The 21,219-nt window shown below is 65.8% G+C and carries 13 protein-coding genes; 11 read left to right on the top strand and 2 right to left on the bottom strand.

What is annotated here, in order from left to right:
* The first annotated feature begins 67 nt into the window (after positions 1-67).
* From IWH25_RS09300 to IWH25_RS09250, 11 genes are all read left to right on the top strand, one after another.
* Positions 68-1,549 carry a methyltransferase domain-containing protein gene (locus IWH25_RS09300; protein ID WP_203389028.1) on the top strand — a complete coding sequence of 494 codons (1,482 nt, stop codon included), beginning with the start codon at positions 68-70 and terminating at the stop codon, positions 1,547-1,549.
* Positions 1,546-2,901, top strand: a complete 1,356-nt coding sequence (locus IWH25_RS09295; protein WP_203389027.1) for a methyltransferase domain-containing protein — start codon at positions 1,546-1,548, stop codon at positions 2,899-2,901. The genes IWH25_RS09300 and IWH25_RS09295 overlap by 4 nt, the downstream gene beginning before the upstream one ends.
* A 10-nt stretch (positions 2,902-2,911) precedes the next feature.
* A complete protein-coding gene (locus IWH25_RS09290) occupies positions 2,912-4,042 on the top strand; it encodes a DegT/DnrJ/EryC1/StrS family aminotransferase (RefSeq protein WP_203389026.1) in 1,131 nt (376 codons plus the stop codon).
* The gene (locus IWH25_RS09285; protein WP_203389025.1) at positions 4,039-4,719 is read left to right on the top strand and encodes a DapH/DapD/GlmU-related protein; all 681 of its coding nucleotides are present in this window, start codon (positions 4,039-4,041) and stop codon (positions 4,717-4,719) included. The genes IWH25_RS09290 and IWH25_RS09285 overlap by 4 nt, the downstream gene beginning before the upstream one ends.
* A gap of 12 nt (positions 4,720-4,731) precedes the next feature.
* A complete protein-coding gene (locus IWH25_RS09280) occupies positions 4,732-6,270 on the top strand; it encodes a class I adenylate-forming enzyme family protein (protein WP_203389024.1) in 1,539 nt (512 codons plus the stop codon).
* Positions 6,271-6,276: 6 nt separating this feature from the next.
* Positions 6,277-7,398, top strand: coding sequence for a Gfo/Idh/MocA family protein (locus IWH25_RS09275; RefSeq protein ID WP_203389023.1), 1,122 nt, complete (start codon positions 6,277-6,279; stop codon positions 7,396-7,398).
* Between the two features lie 35 nt (positions 7,399-7,433).
* Complete coding sequence (locus IWH25_RS09270; RefSeq protein ID WP_203389022.1) at positions 7,434-7,682, top strand: acyl carrier protein; 249 nt, start codon at positions 7,434-7,436, stop codon at positions 7,680-7,682.
* 6 nt (positions 7,683-7,688) lie between these two features.
* Entirely contained in the window at positions 7,689-10,028 is a 2,340-nt protein-coding gene (locus IWH25_RS09265) for a glycosyltransferase (protein WP_203389021.1), read from the top strand.
* Between the two features lie 12 nt (positions 10,029-10,040).
* Positions 10,041-11,132 (top strand): class I SAM-dependent methyltransferase, encoded by a 1,092-nt coding sequence (locus tag IWH25_RS09260; RefSeq protein WP_203389020.1) that lies wholly within the window; start codon positions 10,041-10,043, stop codon positions 11,130-11,132.
* 83 nt (positions 11,133-11,215) lie between these two features.
* A complete protein-coding gene (locus tag IWH25_RS09255) occupies positions 11,216-13,021 on the top strand; it encodes a glycosyltransferase (RefSeq protein WP_203389019.1) in 1,806 nt (601 codons plus the stop codon).
* Between the two features lie 79 nt (positions 13,022-13,100).
* Complete coding sequence (locus IWH25_RS09250) at positions 13,101-17,054, top strand: glycosyltransferase (RefSeq protein ID WP_203389018.1); 3,954 nt, start codon at positions 13,101-13,103, stop codon at positions 17,052-17,054.
* A gap of 27 nt (positions 17,055-17,081) precedes the next feature.
* Here the strand turns inward: IWH25_RS09250 and IWH25_RS09245 are convergent, their stop codons facing one another.
* Both IWH25_RS09245 and IWH25_RS09240 read right to left on the bottom strand, forming a co-directional pair.
* Positions 17,082-19,457: a tetratricopeptide repeat protein gene (locus tag IWH25_RS09245; protein ID WP_203389017.1), complete on the bottom strand. Its 2,376-nt coding sequence runs from the start codon at positions 19,455-19,457 to the stop codon at positions 17,082-17,084.
* Positions 19,454-21,160, bottom strand: a complete 1,707-nt coding sequence (locus IWH25_RS09240; protein ID WP_203389016.1) for a tetratricopeptide repeat protein — start codon at positions 21,158-21,160, stop codon at positions 19,454-19,456. The genes IWH25_RS09245 and IWH25_RS09240 overlap by 4 nt, the downstream gene beginning before the upstream one ends.
* Positions 21,161-21,219 lie beyond the last annotated feature (59 nt).

The raw sequence follows: 21,219 nt of genomic DNA, 5'->3' as shown, positions 1-21,219 counted from the left end.
CATCGCAGATAACCGGCGAGCGGCGGCGCGGGTTATGCTATCGTCAGTGATACGCTCGATTTTCGCCATGCTCCCGACTCCAGCCACGCGCCACTGGCGCATCGTTCTCATCCAGCCGCCCGCCTATGAGCATTCGGGCGCGCTTGCCGAACTCGCCGAAACCTTGCTCTACGGACTCCACGCGCTGGGCATCGAGGTGGACTTGGCGCTTAACGAATGCTCAGCGAGCGGCGGCAACATCATCCTCGGCGCCCATCTGCTCGGCGAGCGCGAGATGGCCGCACTCCCGGACAACGTCATCATCTACAACTCGGAACAGATCGACGAAGGATCGACCTGGCTCGGCAAACCCTACGTTGAACTGCTGAAATCCCGCCCGGTATGGGACTACAGCCGGCGGAACCTGGCGAAACTGATATCCCTGGGCGTCACCAGCGGCACCTTCGTCCCCGTCGGCTACGTTCCGCAACTCACGCGCATACCAAGGGAAGAGGAAGATATCGATGTCCTTTTCTACGGGTGCATCAACGAGCGACGACAGAAGATTCTGGAAGGCCTGATCGAGCGCGGACTGCGAATCGAATTCCTTTCCGGGGTCTATCGCGAGCCGCGCGACCGATACATCGCCCGCGCCAAGGTCGTACTCAACCTCCATTACTACGACGCGAGCGTCTTCGAAGTCGTCCGCGTCTCCTACCTGCTGGCTAACGAAAAAGCCGTCGTCGCGGAATGCGGGGATTCAACCCACATCGACGACGACATGCGTGAAGCCGTTCGTGCGGTGCCCTACGAACGGCTGGTCGACGCCTGCGTCGAACTGGTCGACGACGCGAGGCAGCGCGCGAACCTGGCTCGACGCGGCTATGAGGTCTTTTCCCGGCGCCGCGAACGGGACATTCTCGCGCAGGCACTCGGCATCGCCCGACCGAGTTCGCCGGCGATTACCCCACCGCTGCTCAACCTTGGCAGCGGCAAGGACTGGCGTGACAACTGCCTCAACGTCGATATCAGCGAGATATTCCGCCCGGACGCACTGCTCGACATCGGCCGACCGATTCCGGCCGGCGCCATGCTGGAAACGATCCGCTTCGGCCGCATCGACCTCGAGCCGGAAATGTTCGATGCGATCTTCGCCAACGATGTACTCGAACACATCCCGGACTTGGTGACGGCGATGAGCAACTGCCTGATGCTGCTCAAGGCGGGCGGGACCTTCCATATCGTCGTTCCGTACGACCTGTCGCTCGGCGCCTGGCAGGACCCGACACATCTGCGCGCATTCAACGAAAACAGCTGGCTTTACTACACCGACTGGTATTGGTACCTCGGCTGGAGCGAAGCCCGCTTCGACCGGCTATCGACGGAGTTTGTACTGAGCCCGCTCGGTGAATCGCTGCAGCAAGCCGGCAAGCCGCTTGACGAAATCCTGCGCACGCCGCGGGCTGTTGATTCGATGAGCGTCATCCTGCGCAAGCGTTATCTGCTCGAATCCGAGGTGCAGCGGGCGTCGGTCACCATCCGCCGGCCTTGGGACGACGCGCCGGCATGACCGATCCCGCCGAATTCGTCGCGGAGTTCTACCACGAGGCCGACCTGCGCCTCGCGCAGGCCGTCCCCGAACGGGCGCTCGCGGTACTCGACGCCGATTGCCGCCGCGGCCACCTCGGCGAGGTACTGAAACACGTGCAGCCGGCGCGCACGATTGTCGGCCTTTGCGCCGATGCTCGGGAGGCCGGCGAGGCCGGCGGACGGCTCGACCGGGTTTTGGCCTGCGACATCACGACCGATCTGCCGGACCTGGCGCCGGCCTCGTTCGACTGCGTCGTCATCGGCGACAAGCTAGCCGGTCTGCGCGAGCCGCTCGCCGCGCTGGCAACGCTGCGGACGCTGCTCAAGCCCGACGGCCGGCTGATCGCCGTGGTCGCCAACGGCCAGCACTGGCGCCACCTCGATGCGCTGCTCTGCGGCGACCTGCAGGCATCCAACGCCGGCGGGGTACCGCCGGCTCGGAGCATGGGCTTCGCCAACGCGATCAAGCTGCTGCTCGACGCCGGCTTCCTGCCGCACATCAAGGACCGGCGCACGCAACCGCCGCCGCCGGGCTGGCTCGACGCTGCCGGACCGCTGGCAGCAAGGCTTCGGCTGGACGGCCCGACGTTCGCGGCGCGCACCGCTGCCCGCGAGTTCTTCATCGAGGCAACGCCGATCGCCGGGTTGCCGCCGGACACAGCCCCCTACCCGCCGGTAACCGTCGGTGTCTGCACCAACGACGCCGACATCCTCGCCGACAATCTTCTCGCGTCCCCCTGCCTCGCCGGCGACGCGCATCAGGTGCTGCGCGTCGAGGGCGCGACAAACGCGGCTGAGGGGCTCAATGCCGTCATCGACAGTGCCGACCACGGACTGGTCGTCCTGGCGCACCAGGACGTCTACCTGCCGCGCTGGTGGATCGCCCGACTGTGGCAGCAGTATGAGGCTGCGCGTGCTGCGTTCGGCGGCGAGATCGGCATCCTCGGCGTCTACGGCGTACTCGGCAGCGAGCATGGCATCACCCGCTTCGGCCGCGTCGCCGACCGCGAATTCCTGCTCGACGAAGGGGCGCCGCTGCCGGCCCGCGTCGGCAGCCTGGACGAGCTGCTGCTGGTCGTGCCGCGCCATTCGCCGGTACGCTTCGACCCGGTGCTGGGTTTCCATCTTTACGCGACCGACGCCTGCCTGACTGCCGGGCAGCACGGTTTGCCGGCGGTCGTCATCGATGCACCCTGCTTCCATAATTCGAAGCAGGGCAGTGCACTCCCCGACGCCTATCGCCGCAGCGGCAATGCGATCGCCGCCAAATGGCCGGACCGGCTGCCGCTGGCGACGCCCTGCGGAGTCGTTTCCCTGGGCGGTGTTAGTTGAAGGAAAAACCATGTCCGACAAGCCGAACTCACCGATCTATGTGACCCGGCCGTATCTACCGCCGCTCGAAGAGTTCCTCCCGTACCTCGAGCAAATCTGGGCCACCCGGCAACTGACCAACGGCGGCCCCTTTCACGAGCAGTTTGAACGCGCTCTGGGAGAGTATCTCGGAGTCAAGTACGTCTCGCTGTTCGCCAACGGCACGCTGGCACTGCTCACCGCGCTGAAGGCCCTGCATATTACCGGCGAGGTGATCACAACCCCGTACAGCTTCGTCGCCACGGCGCATTCCCTGCTGTGGAACGACATCACCCCGGTATTCGTCGACATCGACCGGCAAACGATGGGCATCGCACCGGAGAAGATCGAGGCAGCGATCACCGAACGCACGACGGCGATCCTTCCTGTTCACGTATACGGCTACCCCTGCGATGTCCGGAAAATCCGCGCCATCGCCGACCGGCACAACCTGCGCGTCATTTTCGATGCCGCCCATGCCTTCGGCGTCCGCGACGAAGGCGGCAGCCTGCTCCGCCACGGCAACCTGTCGGTCGTCAGCTTTCACGCAACGAAGGTTTTCACGACTTTCGAAGGTGGCGCAATAATCAGCCCTAATGCCGAGATCAAGCGCCGCATAGACAACCTAAAGAATTTCGGTTTTCTGAACGAAATATCGGTGACCGAACTCGGAATCAACGGAAAAATGAACGAAGTCCAGGCGGCCATGGGGCTCGCCCAGTTGAAGCATATCGATACCGCCATCGAACAACGGCGCGCCGCCGACCAAACCTACCGGCGCCTCCTGGCCGGCGTGCGCGGCGTACATTGCCCGATGCCGCCGGCCGGCGTCCGCCACCACAACTATTCGTACTTTCCGATCCTGATCGGCAGGGACTATGGCATCTCGCGCGACCAGCTATTCACCGAGCTGCGCCAGCACAGCATTTTCGCGCGGCGCTATTTCTACCCGCTGATCAGCAACTTCCGCATGTACAAGGCGGCCGACGACAGGAAGGAGCGCTTCCCGGTCGCCGCAGACATTGCCTCGCGGGTGTTATGCCTGCCGATCTTCCCGGGAATCGACGAAGCCACGCAGACACTGATCGGCGAGTTGATCGCCAGGCACGGCGGAAGGTCATGAGCGCCCGCAAGCTCATCATCTACGGCAACGGACAAATGGCGCGAATGTTCCTCGACTTCGCGCGGCAGCAGTTCGACGTCGTCGGCTTTACCGTTGATCGCGCAGTCCTCGCTGCCGCCGAGATCAACGGCTTGCCGGTCGTGCCGTTCGAGGAGGTCGAGACTGTCTTCCCTCCGGCCGAACACTTGATGATCACCGCGGTCGGCTATCTCGACATGAATGAGCTGCGTGCCCGAAAATTCGAAGAGGGGCGTACCAAGGGCTACCGTTTCACGAACTATGTGCACGCGTCGGTTGTCCGCCATCCGAGCGTGGCGATGGGCGTCAACAACGTGATCCTCGACCATCTCGCCATCCACCCCGGCACCCGGCTCGGCAACAGCAACTTCATCAGCAGCAACGCATCGATCGGCCACGGCTGTGCGATCGGCGACAACTGCTGGATCAATTCCGGCGTTTCGATCGGTGGCGAGACACGCATCGGCAACGGTTGCTTTTTCGGCATGAACGCGACGATCGGCGACAACATCGATATCGGCGCGCGCTGCTACGTCGGCGCGAATACACTGGTCTCGCGCAACACGACGGCAGAGGAAGTGTATATTTCGGCGAACGGCGAGCGCTTCCCTCTCCCCAGCGCCGATTTCCTGAAGTTCATCTCCCGCAAACAGACGTAGCCCGTGCCGAGCATGCCGACCGCCGCCGCCCCTTCCCCGATCGACGCCAGATTCCGCGAGGCCGCCGCCCAGTTTCCGCAGAAGACGGCACTGCTCATCGACGACCGCCGTTTCAACTATGCCGAGCTGGCACGCGACGTCGATGCGCTGAGCCGCGGCCTCGCTGCCGCCGGCCTCGCCGCTGGCGAACACGTCGGCCTCGTCCTGCCCAACTGCGCCCCGTTCGTCGTCACGCTGCTCGCCGCGGCCCGCCTTGGGCTGGTGCTCGTGCCGCAGAGCCCCGGCCTGAGCGCCGAGGCCATCGACAGCACCTTCGATGCCGCTGATGTCCGCCACCTGATAGCCTGGCACGGACTCGCCGGCCAACTCGACGGCCGGCGCCGCGCAGGTGTAAAGATCGTCGTCGGCGCCGCCGCCGACGGCTGGACATCCTACGATGCGCTGCTCGACGAGCCGGCACGAGAGGTCGCCGTCGCGCCTCTGCTGCCGGCCGAGCATCCGTACCTGCTGATCCTGACCTCCGGTTCGACGGGGCAACCGAAGCCGATCGTCCTCAGCCAAGCGACTAAGGTGCTGCGGGCCGAAGCCGCCGGCCAGCTCTACGGCGTCACGGCCGGCGATGTCACGCTTGCCGCGACACCGCTCTACCATTCGTTGGCCCAACGGCTGGTACTGATGCCGCTGCTGACGGGCGGCACCAGCGTCGTCCTCGGACATTTCACGCCGACCGCCTGGATCGAGGCTGTGCACCGGCACGGCGTGACTTTCTCGATTGCCGTCTCCTCGCAGCTGAAAGCCATCCTGGCGCAAGGCGACCGCCTTGCCGACCGGCTGCGCTCGCTGCGCTGCCTCGTCTCGTCATCGGCGCTGCTCGACGACGAGACCAAGGCCAGGTTGATCGACCAACTCGACTGCGACTTCCACGAATGCTACGGCGCTTCGGAAATCGCCATCGCCACCAACCTCTCGCCGGCTGCGGCGAGGGAAAAACTTGGATCCGTCGGCCGGGCGATCCCCGGAGTGGTCGTCGCGATCCTCGGCGAGGACGGGCAGCTAGCGCCGACGGGTTGCGCCGGCGAGATCGTCTGCCACACGCCGATGCGCTACAGCGGTTACTACCGGCAGCCGGAGACGACGGCTGCAGCGCAATGGCACGGTCACTTTCGGACCGGCGACCTGGGCCGGATGGACGCCGATGGCTTTCTCTACTTTCTCGGCCGCATCAAGGACATCATCATCACCGGCGGCGTCAACGTCTACCCGAAGGACATCGAGGACGTCGTCATGCGCCACCCAGCGGTCGAGGAATGCGCCGCGATCCCGCTGGCCGATGACGGCCTCGGAGAAGTCGTCGGCGTCGTCGTCGCCTTCAAGGATGGCGAACAACCGCCCGCGCTGCGCGACCTGCAGCGCTTGTGCATGCAGCACCTGGGCGATTACCAGCAACCGCGCCGGTTCATCACACTACCTGCACTGCCGAAGAATGCCATGGGCAAGCTCGACAAGCTGACGCTGCGCAACACCTATTCCCCTCGCCGTCAGGCTGGATAAACCGCCATGACCTCCTCTACCCCCCTTCGTCTCGGCTTCATCGGCGGCGCGCTGAATTCGGCGGTCGGCTACACGCATTTCAACTCCAGTCGTCTCGACGGGCATTTTCGCGTCGATTGCGGCTGTTTCAGCCGCCACTGCGACAGCAACCGGGCGACCGCCGCCGCCTACGGAATCGCACCCGAGCGCGCCCACGGCAGCTGGGAGGAGTTGCTTGACCGGGAGCGGGAACAGATCGATGCCGTCGTCGTGCTGACGCCGACCCCGAACCATCGCGACATCGTCATCGCTGCACTCGATGCAGGAATGCCGGTCATTTGCGAGAAGGCACTGGCGGTATCAAGCGCCGACTGCCGCGTCATCGGCGAGGCGGCACAACGCAACCGCGGCTTTCTGGCCGTAACCTACAACTATTCGGGGTATCCGATGGTCCGCGAGCTGCGGCGGATGATCGCCGCCGGCGAACTGGGCCGACTCCACCAGATTCACATCGAGATGCCGCAGGAAGGATTCCTGCGCACCGCCTCCACTCCCCAGGCCTGGCGCCTTCAGGACCAGATGGTGCCGACCGTATCGCTCGACCTCGGCGTCCACGTTCACCATCTGGTGCACTTCCTGACCGGCGGGAAAAAGCCACTCGAAGCGGTCGGCGACCAGAGCTCCTACGGACACTTCAGCAATATCATCGACAACGTCTACTGCCTCATCCGCTACGAAGACGACTTGCGCATTCAGGCCTGGTACGGGAAAACCGCGCTGGGCTACCGCAACGGCCTGCGCATCCGGGTTTTCGGCAGCCTCGCCAGCGCCGAGTGGTTCCAGATGGAACCGGAAGACCTGCTGCTGTGCGACGCCGACGGCCGGCGTCAACTGATCGACCGCGGCACCGGCGACGCCTGCGTCGCCCGGCTGCCGCGCTACAACCGGTTCAAGGCCGGCCACCCATCCGGTTTCATCGAAGCCTTCGCCAACCTCTACGCCGACATTGCCGAGCATCTGCGCCACCATCAGACCGGGCAACCGATGCCGAACCAGCTGGTTTACGGCGCCGGCCAGTCGGAAGAAGGATTGCGTCTGCTCGAAGCCGTAGCCCGCTCGTCCGCCGAAAAGTCCTGGCAACCGGTATGAACAGCATAAGTCCAGGCTCTCCAAATTCCACCACAATGAACGACGACATCCGCGAATTCATCGTCAAACTGCTCCTCGAGAAAGGGGCCATTCCCGACGGCATCGCCGTCGACGACTATCGCTATCTGGACAACGGCCACATCGATTCGATCGGCTTCATCAAGTTCATCTTCCGTGTCGAGGAGCAATTTCGCGTCCGCTTCGTTGAAGCCGACATCGGCGGCGCCGAGATTCGCAGCGTCGGAGGTCTGGTGCGCCTCATTGCGACCAAGCAGGCCGCCTGAATTGCCATGAAGCCGCGCTTTACGGTCATCATCCCGGCCTACAACGCCGCCGACACCATAGCCGCGAGCATACGCAGCGTGCTCACCCAGGACGGCCTAGGCGATGGGGACGTCGAGGTGATCGCCGTCGACGACGGCTCGACCGACGACACCGCCGCCCGTATCTCCGAACTGGCCGCCGAACATGCGGGCTTGCACGCCGCAGCAACCTCCGCCAACACCGGCCCCGGTGCGGCCCGCAACGAAGGCATCGCGCTGGCGCGCGGAGAATGGCTACTCTTCCTCGACAGCGACGACCGACTGGCACCGGGAGCCCTGTGCCGTCTGGCCGCCTACCTGGACGGCTTCGCTGCAGACAACCAGCCGCAGGCCATCGGCTTCGACTGGTGCTTCGCCACGCCAGCCGGCATGCCGCTGACGACGGGACGACGCCGCGACCAGGCGCCCCTGACTGGCGCGCGGCAAGACCTGCTGCGCCGCTACCTGCGCCTGCAGATGGACGGCTCGGTGATCTACACTGCCCTGCGCCGAGAGTTGGTGGTCACCCACGGCCTGCGCTTTGCCGACGGCTACCATGAGGACGTGGCCTTCATCTTCAAGGCCTACCAATCGGCCGAGCGCATCGCTTATCTGGATCAGATCCTCTACCTGAAAAGCGAGCGCCCCGGCTCGATCGTCAACACCATCTCGCTCCGCCACATCGAGGGCTTCCTGGGCGCATGGGCCGATATCGCCGGTTTCCTCTCCGCCACTGCCCCCGAGGAATGGGATGCGTTGCGACCGGACTGGCAACGAGGGCTCACCGGCGTCATCGCCACCCGCCTCCGCGAAATCGCCCGTCGCGCTGTCTCGCCAAGCGCCGCGGCCTCCCTCTACCGGCCCCTGTTCTCGGGACTGGCGGCGCTGCCGGCACCGCCGCGCTGGGCGGGGGCACGCGCCGCGAGCCAATACGAGCAGCTCGCCGAGCGCTTTCTCGCGCTGTTCGGCAACCCGCAGGTGGACGACACCGCCGCCGCCGAACAGCTGACCCGCTTCGTCCGAGAAACGGCCGCCAAGACCTGGAGCTGCACCGACCTGCACCATTCGGCCTTCCTCGCGCCAAACCAAGTGCGCACCTGCTGCAAGCGGTTTTTCGTGGAAGGAAAAATGCGCGGCGACGTAGTGCTACTCGACACTCCGTCCGAGATTATCGGCGCCGACTCGATCCTGGCCGCGAAGCGCGACCTCCATGCCCGGATCAACCGCGGCGACGAAACCCCGTGCGACGGCTGTCCGTTCATGGAGTTCAAGGACTGGGGAGCGATCGAGCGCCTCGATATCCGCTACCTTTCGATGGAGTACCACTCGGTTTGCAACCTGAAGTGCACATATTGCAGCGACACCTATTATGGCGGCAGCCCTCCGCAATACGACGTGGAAGCCCTAGTGGACGAATTGCTGGCTGCTGGCGCGCTGGACGCTTGCCACACGGTGGTCTGGGGCGGCGGCGAACCGGTCGTCGACAAGAACTTCGCCCCGCTCATCGAAAAGCTCGTCGAACGGCTGCCGAACGCCGCCCAACGGGTACTCACCAACGCTGTCAAGCACTCGAAAACGGTAGAAAAGCTTCTTGCCACCGGCTCGGCGACCGTCACCACCAGCATCGACGCCGGCACTGCCGACACGTTCGCGCGAGTGCGAGGCAAAGCCAAGCTGCGCAACGTCCTCGCCACGCTGGCCAGGTATGCCGCGGCATCCTCGGAGCGGGTCACCGTCAAATACATTTTCACCGCGCAGAACCATAGCTTGGACGAGATCCGGGACTTCGCCGACCTGATCGCGGACCACCGTCTTACTGCCTGCAATTTCCAGATCAGTTCGGACTTCAAGGAAGAAGCGGTCTCGCCGACAGGCGCGCTCTCGATGATCGTTCTCTACGGCCTGCTGAGCCGTGCCGGCGTCCAGGTGATTTTTTTCGACGACCTGCTGCGCTATCGCCTGAGCGACATCCTGGCCGACCATGAAGTCGCGCTACGCAGCCGCCTGGCCGCCCTCGGCCTAGCCGATACGCTGGCCGATCCCGCCGACTATCCGACGGTAGTGATCTGGGGGGCCGGCTGGCAGTCCCGCCAGCTGCTGGAGCACGCCTCGTTCTTCAAGCGGACCTCGGTAGCATTCTTCGTAGACCAGACCGCTGCCAAGATCGGAAGCACCTATTTCGGCCGCCCGGTGAAATCGCCGGAAACCCTGCAAGCCACTGACGAGCCAATCATCATTGCCGCCGCCCAGGGTTACCCTGCCATCTACCGTAATTTTCTGGCCCTCGGCCTGCCGCCGGAACGCCTCGTCCGCCAGTTGATCCTCTGACCCGACACTGCCATGACCGCCGACCGCCTGCTGATTTTCCCCCTCGACCTGGACGAAGCCGAACCGGTGATCCGCATCGCGACCGCGCTCGGGATCGAGGTCATCGGCGCCAGTTCGGCAATGGCCGGCCCTGGCGGGCGAGCCGTCGAGGATTTCATCCGCCTGCCCTTCGTGACCGACCCGGCTTTCAACGACGCCCTTCGCTGCGCAATCAACGACCATGGCATCACAGTCGTGTTCGCTCCCCACCAGGGCGTCTGGCGGCACCTCGACACCTTGCTGCAGCAAGATTCCTGGCGCGGACGCTTCCGGCTGTGCCAGCCCGAACCGTTCACTGCCACCTGGCAGCTATTTGCCGCCCACGAGGAATGGACGTCGATCGCGCGAGACGACCGTGCCGCCCGGCGCATCGGCGGTGACGGGCTCCGCCCCTCGCTGCCCCCGGCCAGCTATGCCGCGCTGCACCGGCAGTTCCTCGGCACCCCCGGCCAATGCGATGAAAAAAAGCTCCTCGCGCTCTGCGACATCGCCCGGCTGCTCCCTAATGGCGACATGGTCGAAGTCGGCTGCCTTTATGGACGCTCGTCGCTGGCCCTCGGCTTTCTCGCCAGCCGCCACGGCATTGGCAGCCTAATCTGCATCGACCCCTGGAACGTCGATAAGGTAACCGACCAGGGCAGCCAGGCCGCGCTGCTCAACGCCGACCAGCCGCACATCGACTACGGGCAGATTTTCGCCATCTTCCTGTCGACGGTCGCGATGCTCGAAAACGTCGGCTATATCCGGGCCACCTCCGCCGCCGCACACGTGGCCTACGTAGCCGCCTTGCAGGCCGGCCGGCTGGACAGCCCCGGCCTCGGCAGCATCCCCCTCTCCCGGCAACTGAGTTTGGTGCATATCGATGGCAACCACCGCTACGATCATGTGCAGCAGGATGTCGCGCTTTGGAGCCCGCATCTGGCCCGTGGCGGCTGGCTGCTGCTCGACGATTACGTCTGGGCCTTCGGCGACGGTCCACAGCGGGTCGGCGACGAGTTGCTGGCCAGCCCGAACTACGACCTCGCCTTTGTCAGCGGCGACACGCTTTTCCTGCGCCGCGCATAGCCGGTAGCGCTTCTCGGCTATCATCCCGGACCTGTAGATGCTCCGAATTCCTTCCGGCGAAAACGACCACCCTCACAAACCGCATGAGCCACTTGCAACTCCATTTCGGCGCAGATGCTCCTGAGCAGCCCGGCGTCACGCACGTCCCGCTGCCGCCTGCAGAACAGCTGGGCGACTTTGTGTCACAGCTGCCGTGGCCCGACCGCAGCGCCCGCGCGATCGTCGTCGAAGGGCTGATCGAAAAACTGCCGCAGGCCGACGGTGCCCACTTCCTGCACGAATGCCGTAGGATCATGGCCCCCGGGGCGACGCTGCGGATCGTCACGCCGGACCTCGACGCAGCCATCGATGACTATGTCCACGACCGCGGCTCTCAGGTCTGGGAGGCTGCCGGCATCTACTGGACCGACAACCGCTGCGAGCGCCTCAATCTGCTGCTCGGCAAGAGCGGGGCAAAGTGGCTGTACAACGAACAGGAGTTGAACCGACTGGCCGATCTGGTTGGCCTATCGCCGCTCGCCAAGCGGCCTGCCGACACCGGCACTACGTCGGCCGAACGGTTTCCCGCCCTGCCCTGTTCGTCGTTCGAGTACGTCAAGCCCGACCGTCGCCTGGCGCCCGATGCCCAGCCGCTGGTGACGATCGCGATCCCCAGCTATAAGCCGGAATTTTTCGCAACCGCGTTGCAGAGCGCGCTCGACCAGACCTATCCGAAGCTCGACATCGTCATCTGCGACGATTGCCCGGACGACGGTATCCGGCTCATCGCGGAGACCTTCGTCGCCCGCGACGAGCGCGTCCGCTATCTGCGCAACCCGCAGCGGCTGGCACGGCAGAACCTCGCGCGCTGCCTCGAAGTGGCCCGTGGTGAATTCTTCAAGCTGCTTTGTGACGACGACGTTCTCGCGCCAACTTCGATCGAACGCATGCTCGATTGCTTCCGCACCTGCGACGACATAACGCTGGTCACGTCGAAGCGGCAGCGCATCGACGAGAACGGCGCCGCGCTGCCGGACGTTTTCGACACGCTGGCACCGCTCCCACAAGACGGCATCATCGAAGGTCTGTCGCTCGGTGCGGCGATGCTGTCGTCGGCGAGAAACTTCGTCGGCGAACCAACCACCGCACTGTTCAGGAAAGCCGAGGTCGCGCACATCCGCCCCGATTACTGTTCTGTTGACGGCCAACTCATCGACGGCATGAACGATGTCGCCGTCTGGATCAACCTGGCGACCCGCGGCGACACCGTCTATCTGACCGACGCGCTGAGCCAGTTCCGCTGCCACCCCAACCAGAACCAGCTGGTGCTGCGGGAAATGCTGCTCGCCAGTTCGCTGCATGCGCTGCGTATTATGCGATTGTCGTTCGACCGTTTCGGCTTCTCGAAGGGACAGTTCTTCGGGACGATCAAGTGGATGCCCCTGCATACCCACCGAACTGCCTGGCTGCTGCGGACGATCCAGCCCAATTACGCAGGCTGGGCGGCGGTCGACCAGCCAGCTGCCGGCGGGCAAACCCAGCCCGAGGTGGACCCGGACCTACCGCGCTACCGTGAGGCGGCGGACCTGCTCGCACGGGGCGAGACCGAAACGGCCATCACCCAGCTGATCGCCCTCGCCGAGAATGGATCACGGCATTGGGCGGTCTATAACGACCTCGGCGCCTACGCCTGGAAAACCGGCGACCACGCCGGCGCGACGGACTTGTTCCGGCACGCATGGTCGCTGAACCCGTCGATTCAGGTTCTCGGCATCAACTATGCAAACGCCTTGATGGCAACCGAGCAGTGGAGCGAACTCGATACGGTCCTTACCGAGCACCTACGGCGATACCCAGACGACGAAGCAGCCGCTCGGCTGCGCCATCAACTCGCCGCCGTCCACCGTTGATGGCGATGCAGGCGACGACAAACGTGGGCCGCGTGCCGCTCCGCCGATCCCCCCTCAGCCATCGCCATCCGCGAAACCGATGACCGACGCCTCACCGCCACCGCTCGTCTCCATCGCAATCCCCGCCGGCGACCCGGCGTGGCTCGGCGAATGTCTCGACTCGGCAGCTGCGCAGGACTACCCGACGATCGAGATCGTCGTCCTCGATTACAGCCCCGGCGACGAAGTCGCAACGCTCTGTGCCGCACGTTCCGGAATTCGCCTGATCCGCGAAACGAACGACCTGGCAGCGCTCGCCGCAGCCACCCGCGGCCGCTACATCAAATTCTTGCGCACCGGCGACCGGCTGGCACCGGATTGCGTCGGCCGCCTGGTTGACGCAATCCGCCAGGCGCCCGAGGCGCGCATGGCGTTCGCGCTGTCGATGCAGATCGACGAGCGCGGGAAAATGCTCGGCGTCGCACAGAAGATCCAGTTCGCCAGTTCGCTGCAACTGCTTGATGGAAATGCGCTCAGGCGGATGATGGCTTGCCACTGCGAAAACCTCGTCGGCGAATCGAGTGCCGCCCTGCTCGACGGCGATTGGCTGCGGCAGGCTGGCAACCGCGCCTATCGCGGTCGAACGACCGGCCACCGTTTCTCCGCGCTGGCTGACGTCGCCTGCTACTGCAATGCCGCCGAAGATCGGCCGGTGGCCTTCGTCGGTGCCGTGCTGTCGTCGTGCCGCAACCGTCGCGCCGCCCTACCCGCCGCCGCGGTGCTCGCCGGATTGTGCGACTGGCGCCAGCTCATCGCGGAAGTAGAGGGCTCCGACCCGCGCTTCTCTGAAGATCGCGCTGCAGCGATCAACACCTACAACAACCTGGTCGCCGACTTCGCCGAAGCGCACCCGGACGAAACCGCAAGCGCACTTGCAGCGCGCTTCGACGACAGGACGAACCCGCACTATCTGGACTTTCTCGCGTGCCGAGCACAGATCGACGCCGGACATGCCGATCAGGCCTTGCCGAAGCTACTCTCGCTGGCCGACAGCGGGACCGCCTGCTGGCAGGTCTACGACACTCTGGCCGACATCGCCCTCGCCCGCGGTGACGACCGGGCAGCGCTCGCCTACGTCGCGGCGGCGGCCCGAAGAGCCTGCGGCATCGGCCCCCTCACGCTAAAGCTCGCCATCCTGCTGATCGGTGCCTACCGGCTGGACGAAGGGCTGGCCCGGCTGCAGGCCTATCTCGCATGCCACCCGGATGATGCTGCCGCACGGCAACTGCTCGCCAGCATCGTTGCCACGCCTGCCTCGGCCGGCGAAATTCGCCGCAACAGCGCCGGGCTGGCCGCCTATGCCTGCCTCGCAGGGGACTACGAGCGATGGCTAACCCGTACGCCCGCCCCCCGCCCGGCGAGCGAATTCCTGCATACCTTCGAATTCGTGGTCATCGTACATGCTGGCGACGAAGCCGGGCTCGCCAACACCATCGACACCGTCACCGCACAAAGCGATGATCGCTGGCGACTGACCATTCTGGCCGATTTCGCGCCGCCGAACCCCGCTTGGTGCGAAGCGGAAAACCTCACTTGGCAAACGCTCGGCGACCTCTCGAGCAGCGCCGGGGCGCTAATGAAGACGGCCGCGACATCGCCTGCCGACTGGCTGATCGTCACCACGGCAGGTACGCTGTTCGCGCCGGATTACCTGCGCGCGCTCGCCGGCCATTGCGAGCGGAATCCGCAGCAACGCCTGATCTACGCTGACGACGACCACTTTGACCCGAACGGCAAACGCTGCCTGCCGCGCTTCAAGCCTGATTTCAGTCGCGACTACTTCTACGCTTTCGACTACCTGCGCGACGTCGCCGTCGCGCGCAAGGCGCTCCTCGATGCCCGTCCCGACGGACTGGAATCCGGCGCCGAAACCTACGACATCGCGCTCGGTATCACCGAGCGCTTCGGCGACACCGCGATCGGCCACCTCGACGAAATTCTCGTCCATGCCCCGCTGGCGCCGAATCGAAGCGTCAACGACGATGCGACGCGCCGGGTACTGGTGCGCCACTTCGCTCGTCAGTCGCAACAGGTCGAGATTCTCGACGGACCGACCCCACCGCTTCGCCGTATCCGCCATCGTCACGCGGCGACGCCCAAAGTCTCGATCATCATCCCCAGCAAGAACCAGTTGCACCTGCTTCAGCCCTGCATCGACAGCCTGCTCACGCAAACACGCTATCCGGACTGGGAACTGATCGTCGTCGACAACGGCAGCGACGCGCCGGAGATCGCTGCCTACTACGCTCGGCTGCGCAACGCGCAGTCGCAGCGCGTAAGGATTCTCGACTACCGCGCCGAATTCAACTATTCGGCAATGAACAACCTGGCCGCCGCGGAGGCGTCGGGCGACTACCTGCTCCTGCTCAACAACGACACCGTCGCCATCGAGGACGACTGGCTGGATGAAATGATGAGCCACGCCCAGCGCCCGGAGATCGGCGTCGTCGGCGCGCGCCTGCTCTACCCTGCAAGCCGGCGCATCCAGCATGCCGGCGTCGTACTCGGAATGGACGGCGCCGCCGGCCATCCCTTCATCGACCAACTGTCGCCCGAGCAACCCGGCTACCTGTACCGAGCCCAGACCGTGCAGAACTACTCGGCGGTTACCGGCGCCTGCCTGCTCGTCCGCGCCAGCCTCTACAGGCAGGTCGGCGGACTCGATGCCGAGGCACTACCGGTCAATTACAGCGATCTTGACCTGTGCCTCAAGATTCGCCGCCTGGGCTATCGTGTGCTGTGGACCCCCTACGCGACGCTGCTGCACCATGGGTCGGCGTCGCAGCTGGACGAACACCGGCAGGCGGAGAAGAAACGGGCGGCGGGCAAGCGCCTGCAGGAAGAAACCTATCGCTTCGTCAAGCGCTGGCGGGAGACACTTGCCGCCGACCCGGCCTGGAACCGCAACCTCAGCCTCGCCTCGACGAAGCCGGCGGTCGAGGATGAACTGGTTGCCGCCTGGGACCAGGCTTGCCACGAGCGGCCGCGCCTGCTGGCGATGCCGCTCGAATCGCCGGGACAGGCCGAATACCGAGTGCTGGCGCCGTTGCGGGCGCTGACGGAGGCGGCATTGGCGCACACCGCTGCGGTATGCCAACCCGGGCGCGGCCGCAACGACCGGGCGCCGACGCCGATCGAACTCGCCCGGCTCGCGCCGGACGCGCTGCTGATGCACGCGCCGGTAGACGACACACGCTGCATCGCCCTCCTGCACTACAAGGAGCTCAACCCCGACGTCCTGCGCGTCTATTCGCTCGACGACCTGATCACCGACATCCCCGCTGACAATCCGGCCAGCCTGGGGCTGGCGCCGGAGGTCATGCGCGAGCGCCTGCGCCTCGGCCTCGCCGCCAGCGACCGCCTGATCGTCAGCACCGCGCCGCTGGCCGAGCTGTGCCGGAACATGATCGACGACATCCGCATCATCCCGAACATGCTCGAAAGACGACGCTGGGAACACCTCCGGCCGCAGCGGCGGGATGGCCGCAGGCGGCGTGTCGGCTGGGCGGGTGCCCAGCAACACGGAGGCGATCTGCGCTTCGTTCTCGATGTCGTCAAGGCCACCCACACTGAAATCGACTGGGTCTTTTTCGGCATGCTGCCGGAGGGCGCGAAACCCTACATCGCCGAGTTTCACGATTTCGTCCGCAACTTCGACGATTATCCGGCGAAGCTCGCTTCGCTCGACCTCGACCTGGCCATCGCACCTCTGGTCTTGCATCCGTTCAACGAGGCAAAGAGCAACCTGCGCCTGCTCGAATACGGGATTCTCGGCTGGCCGGTGGTATGCACCGACATCTACCCCTACCGCAGCGGCAACCCACCGGTCACGCGCCTTGCCAACGACGCTGCAGCATGGATCGATTGCATCCGGAGCAAGATCCGCGATCGGGATGCACTGGCGGAGGAGGGCGAGGCGCTGCGCGCGTGGGTACGCGCCAGCTACCTGCTGGAAGACCATCTGGGCTTGTGGCTGGACGCACTTACGCGGTAAGCGCACCGCCGTCGATCAGCCGCCAGTTCAACCGTCAGCTGGCCGGCCGATTTCGGCGAGCAAGGCTTCGAGCTTTCGTGCAAAGGCCTGACCGTCGAACAGGTCGGATTCGCTGCGCAGCGCCTCGGCTTGCTTCCGCAGCCGACGCAAACCCTCCCGATCGCGACAGAGGCGGACGACGGTAGCAACATAGTCCGCCTCACTGCGAGCGACCAACTCGTCGAGCCCGGCTGCCGTCAGCAGGCTGCTCGCTACGCGCGCGGCAAACGCTTCCCCCTGCAGCGTGACCACCGGCACGCCGGCCCACAGCGCATCGGAAGTGGTGGTATGGCCGTTGCAAGGAAAGGTGTCGAGTGCGAGATCGGCCAGCGGCAGGCGCGCCAGATGCGCCGCCTGCGGTTTGCCTTCCGCAAAGATCAGCCGTGCCGGTGCGATGCCGGCAGCGGCTGCATGCGCCCGCAGTTCCTCCTCGGCCCACGGGTTCGAGGCCCACAGCCAGAGCACGGCCTGCGGCACCTGGCGCAACACCTCCAGCCAGCAGGCGAAAATGGCCGGCGTGATCTTGTAGGTCTGATTGAACGAGCACAGCACCAGCGCCTCGTCGGGCAAACCCTCGTCGGCCCGTGACGGCGGCGCGCAGCATGCACGCTCACGACAGTTCGGCTGATAGCAGCCGGGCAGGTGCAGCAGGCGCTCGCTGAACTGCGGCTGGCTGGACAGCGGCGCGACGACGGCATCGGCAATCAGATAATCGACCCACGGCGCCGCCAACGTGCCCGGATAGCCGAGCCAGTTGATCTGCGCCGGTGCCAGCCGGTACTGCAGCCACTCGCTGTGGTTGCCCTCGGTGTAGCCCTTCAGGTCGACCAGGACATCCAGTTCGAGCGCCGCGATCCGGCCGACCGCGTCCGCTGCAGGAAGGCCGGCGAGGTCGACGAAATGTTCGACGCTGGCGACGATGCGCGCGCGCATCGGGCTGCCGTCGTCGACGCCGTAGGAAAGGCCGAACACCTCGAAGCGGGAGCGGTCGTGCGCCTCCAGCATCTCGGCCATCAGATAGGCGGTGGCATGGCTCTTGAAATCGGACGACAGATAGCCGAGCCGTAGCCGGCCGTCGCGCCGCCCACCGGTCGCAGGCGCCGCCGGCATCGCCGGCGCCGCCATCAGCCGGCGGCTGTGGTTCTCGGCGCAGCGCCGCTGCAGGTCGGGCGATGTTCCCGGCATCGACAGCGCAATGAACGGGGGAATGTCGTCGCGGTCGTCTTCGATCGTCCGCGCGACGACCTGCGCCAGCGCATCGAGCCCCTGCCAGCGGCAGAGATGCATGCGCTGGAACAGCAGATGCGCCGCCATCAGCCCGTTGTCCGGAGCCAGCGCACAGGCACGGCCGAGCGCCGCCTCGGCGTCAAGGCGACGCCCCGCGTCGACCAGCAGCATGCCGAGGTTGAAGTGCGCTGCCGCGAAATCCGGCGCCACGCGCAGGGCCTGGGCATAGAGCTCGTACGCCGCGTCGTTGCGCTTCAACGCAGCATACTGATTGGCGAGGTTGGTAAGGATCGCCGGCGCCTCCGGATCGAGCCGGCGCGCCGCCTCATAGGCGGCACAGGCGGCCTCGGCGCGGCCGAGCGCGGCGTAGGCGGTGCCGCGCTGGAAATGGGTCGCCGCGACCTGCGGCGCAAGGCGCGACGCTTCTTCCAGCTGCTCGATGCCGGCATCGCCCATCCCGGCGGCGAGCAGCGCACGGCCGAGTCGCAGGCGCAAGTCGGCGTCGCCGGGGGCGCAGGTCGCTGCCTGGACAAGGCCGTTCAGCGCGACATCGGCCCGGCCGAGCTGTTCGTTCGCTTCGGCGTGCAGGCGCCAGCCGTCCGCACTGTCCGGCAGCAGGCGCAGCAGCGTTTCCGCCGCAGCCAGCGCGTCGGCCGCCTGCCCGGCCGCCAGATGCAGCCGCCCGATCGCCAGCCAGGCGGCATCATGCTCCGGTTGTCGCCGAACGACGTCGCGCCACGCCGCCAGCGCTTCTGCCGGCCGCCCGGCAGCCGCCAGCGCCGCCGCCAGCTCGGCGCGAATCTCGGGCGCATCGCCCAAGGCCAGCGCACGCTCGAAGGCAGCACAGGCCTCGTCGTAACATGCCCGGTTGAACAGCTGGATCGCCAATCCGCGCCAGTAGTTCGCGGCTTTCGGGTTGGCGGCGATGGCCTGCCGCATCAACGCCTCGCCCCGTTGCAGCTCGCCGCTTTCGTGGAGTAGCTGACCGAGCAGGAAGGTCGCGTCCGGTTGCCCGGGCGACAGGCGCAGCCCCTGCTCGTAGCAGACGCGCGCTTCGGCAAGGCGCCCCTGGCGCTGATGCTCCAAGCCGGCAGCGAACAGCCGGCCGGCTTCGGCTGCCTTGGCGGGAGCGATCATGGCCGGCGCTCCGCAATCCATTGGCGCAAGGCGCCGGCGACCTCGTCAAGCAACTCGCCCCACTCCCGCGGGCGCCGCTGACGGAAGATACGCATCGATCGATACCACGGCGAATCGCTGCGTTCGAGCAGCCAGCGCCATTCGCTCTCGAAGCGGTTGAGCAGCCACACCGGGCGGTCGAGGGCGCCGGCGAGATGGGCGACGGCGGTGTCGACGGAAATCACCAGGTCAAGTGCGCCCATCAGCGCCGCCGTGTCGTCGAAGTCGGCCAGTTCGTCGCTCCAGTCGGCCACCCGATACCGCCCGAGAATTTCCCGCTGCCGCTCGTCGAGCGCTTCCTTGTTGAGGCTGACCCAAGCGATGTCGCCCCTCCCCAGGACCGGATCGAGCAACTCCGGGCTCAGTTCGAAACTGCGCTTGTGCAGCCCGCGCTTGCCGGTCGCCCAGGCGATACCGACCTTCGGCCGGCGCTCGCCGGCCAGCCGCTGCCGCCAGCGTTCGCTCCGCTCCGGATCGGGCGACAGGTAGGGGAAATCAGCGGGAATCGTCGCCAGGGAAGTGGAAAAGGCCAGAGGCAGGCTAAGCAGCGGACAGTGGTGGGTATAACCCCGCTCGTCCGGCATCTCGGCGACCACCTCGGCATACGGCGCGAAACTGCGCTGGAACAGCGACAGCAAGGGCTTGCGCGTATGCAACAACACCTTCTCGAAACGTCGGGCGACGAGCGGAACGTAACGGGCGAACTGAATGCCGTCGCCGAAGCCTTGTTCGGCATAGATCACCAGGCCGCTGCCGGCCCGGGCGAGCACCTCGCCGGACCAGCGCGGCAATGCCGAGGTCGGCATCTTCACCGCCACCCCCCGCTCCTTCGAGTGCCATCGGTATTCGTATTCACGCCAGCCCTCCGGCAGGCGGCCGGTGATCAGATAGGTGCAGCCGAGGCTGAAATGCGCGTCGGCGTCTTGCGGGTCGCGCGCCAGCAGTCGGCGGAAGATCGTCTCGGCCTCCTCCTGCCGGCCGAGCAGGCTGCACAGCATGGCTTTGTTGCGCAGCAGCGCCGGCTCGTCCGGAGCGAGCGCCAACGCCCGCTCGAACAGCTGCATCGCCCGTTCGTACTGGCCGAGGCGCTTACACATGATGCCCAGCCCGTTGAGCGCCTCGATGTTGCCGGGGTCGATGCCCAATGCCGTCTCGAAGCCGCGCAAGGCGTCGGCTTCCCAGCCGGAATCCGAGAACGCCCCGGCCATGCCGACATAGGCGCGGACATGGCGCGGGTCGATTTTCAACACCCGCTCGTAGCAGCCCAGTGCGCCAGCGATATCGCCCAGTTGCAGGCAGGCCGCGGCCAGTTCGTCGAGCGTGTCGACAGCGTCGCCATCGATCGCCAGCGCCTTGGCGAAATAGCCGCGCGCGGCCGCGGCGTCGCCGACACGGAGCTTGACCAGGCCCAGATTGTGGAAAAGCTGAAGCGACGGCGGGGCGATCGCCAGCGCGGTCTCATAGCACGCTTCCGCGTCCCGGTAGCGTTCCTCGTGCTGGAAGAGATAGCCCAGCAGGCAACGCAACTGGTAGGCATCGGGAACGGCCTCCAGGTACGCGACAAGCAGACGCTTGGCCTCGTCGGAACGACCTGCGGCGAAGGCGGCGCGTGCAGCGCGCTCGACGTCCTGCGGATCGCCCTCTTTACCTGCCTGAACGGACATCGATGTTCGCCCTTTGCTCCGGGATTACCCGCTTCTGCCCCGGCCACGATGAATCCGCC

Origin of the sequence: Azospira restricta (assembly GCF_016858125.1) — a bacterium.
In the GTDB taxonomy this organism is placed as follows: Bacteria; Pseudomonadota; Gammaproteobacteria; order Burkholderiales; family Rhodocyclaceae; genus Proximibacter; species Proximibacter restrictus.
Note: the sequence above shows the minus strand (reverse complement) of the source record. Positions and strands in the feature narration are given on the sequence as shown.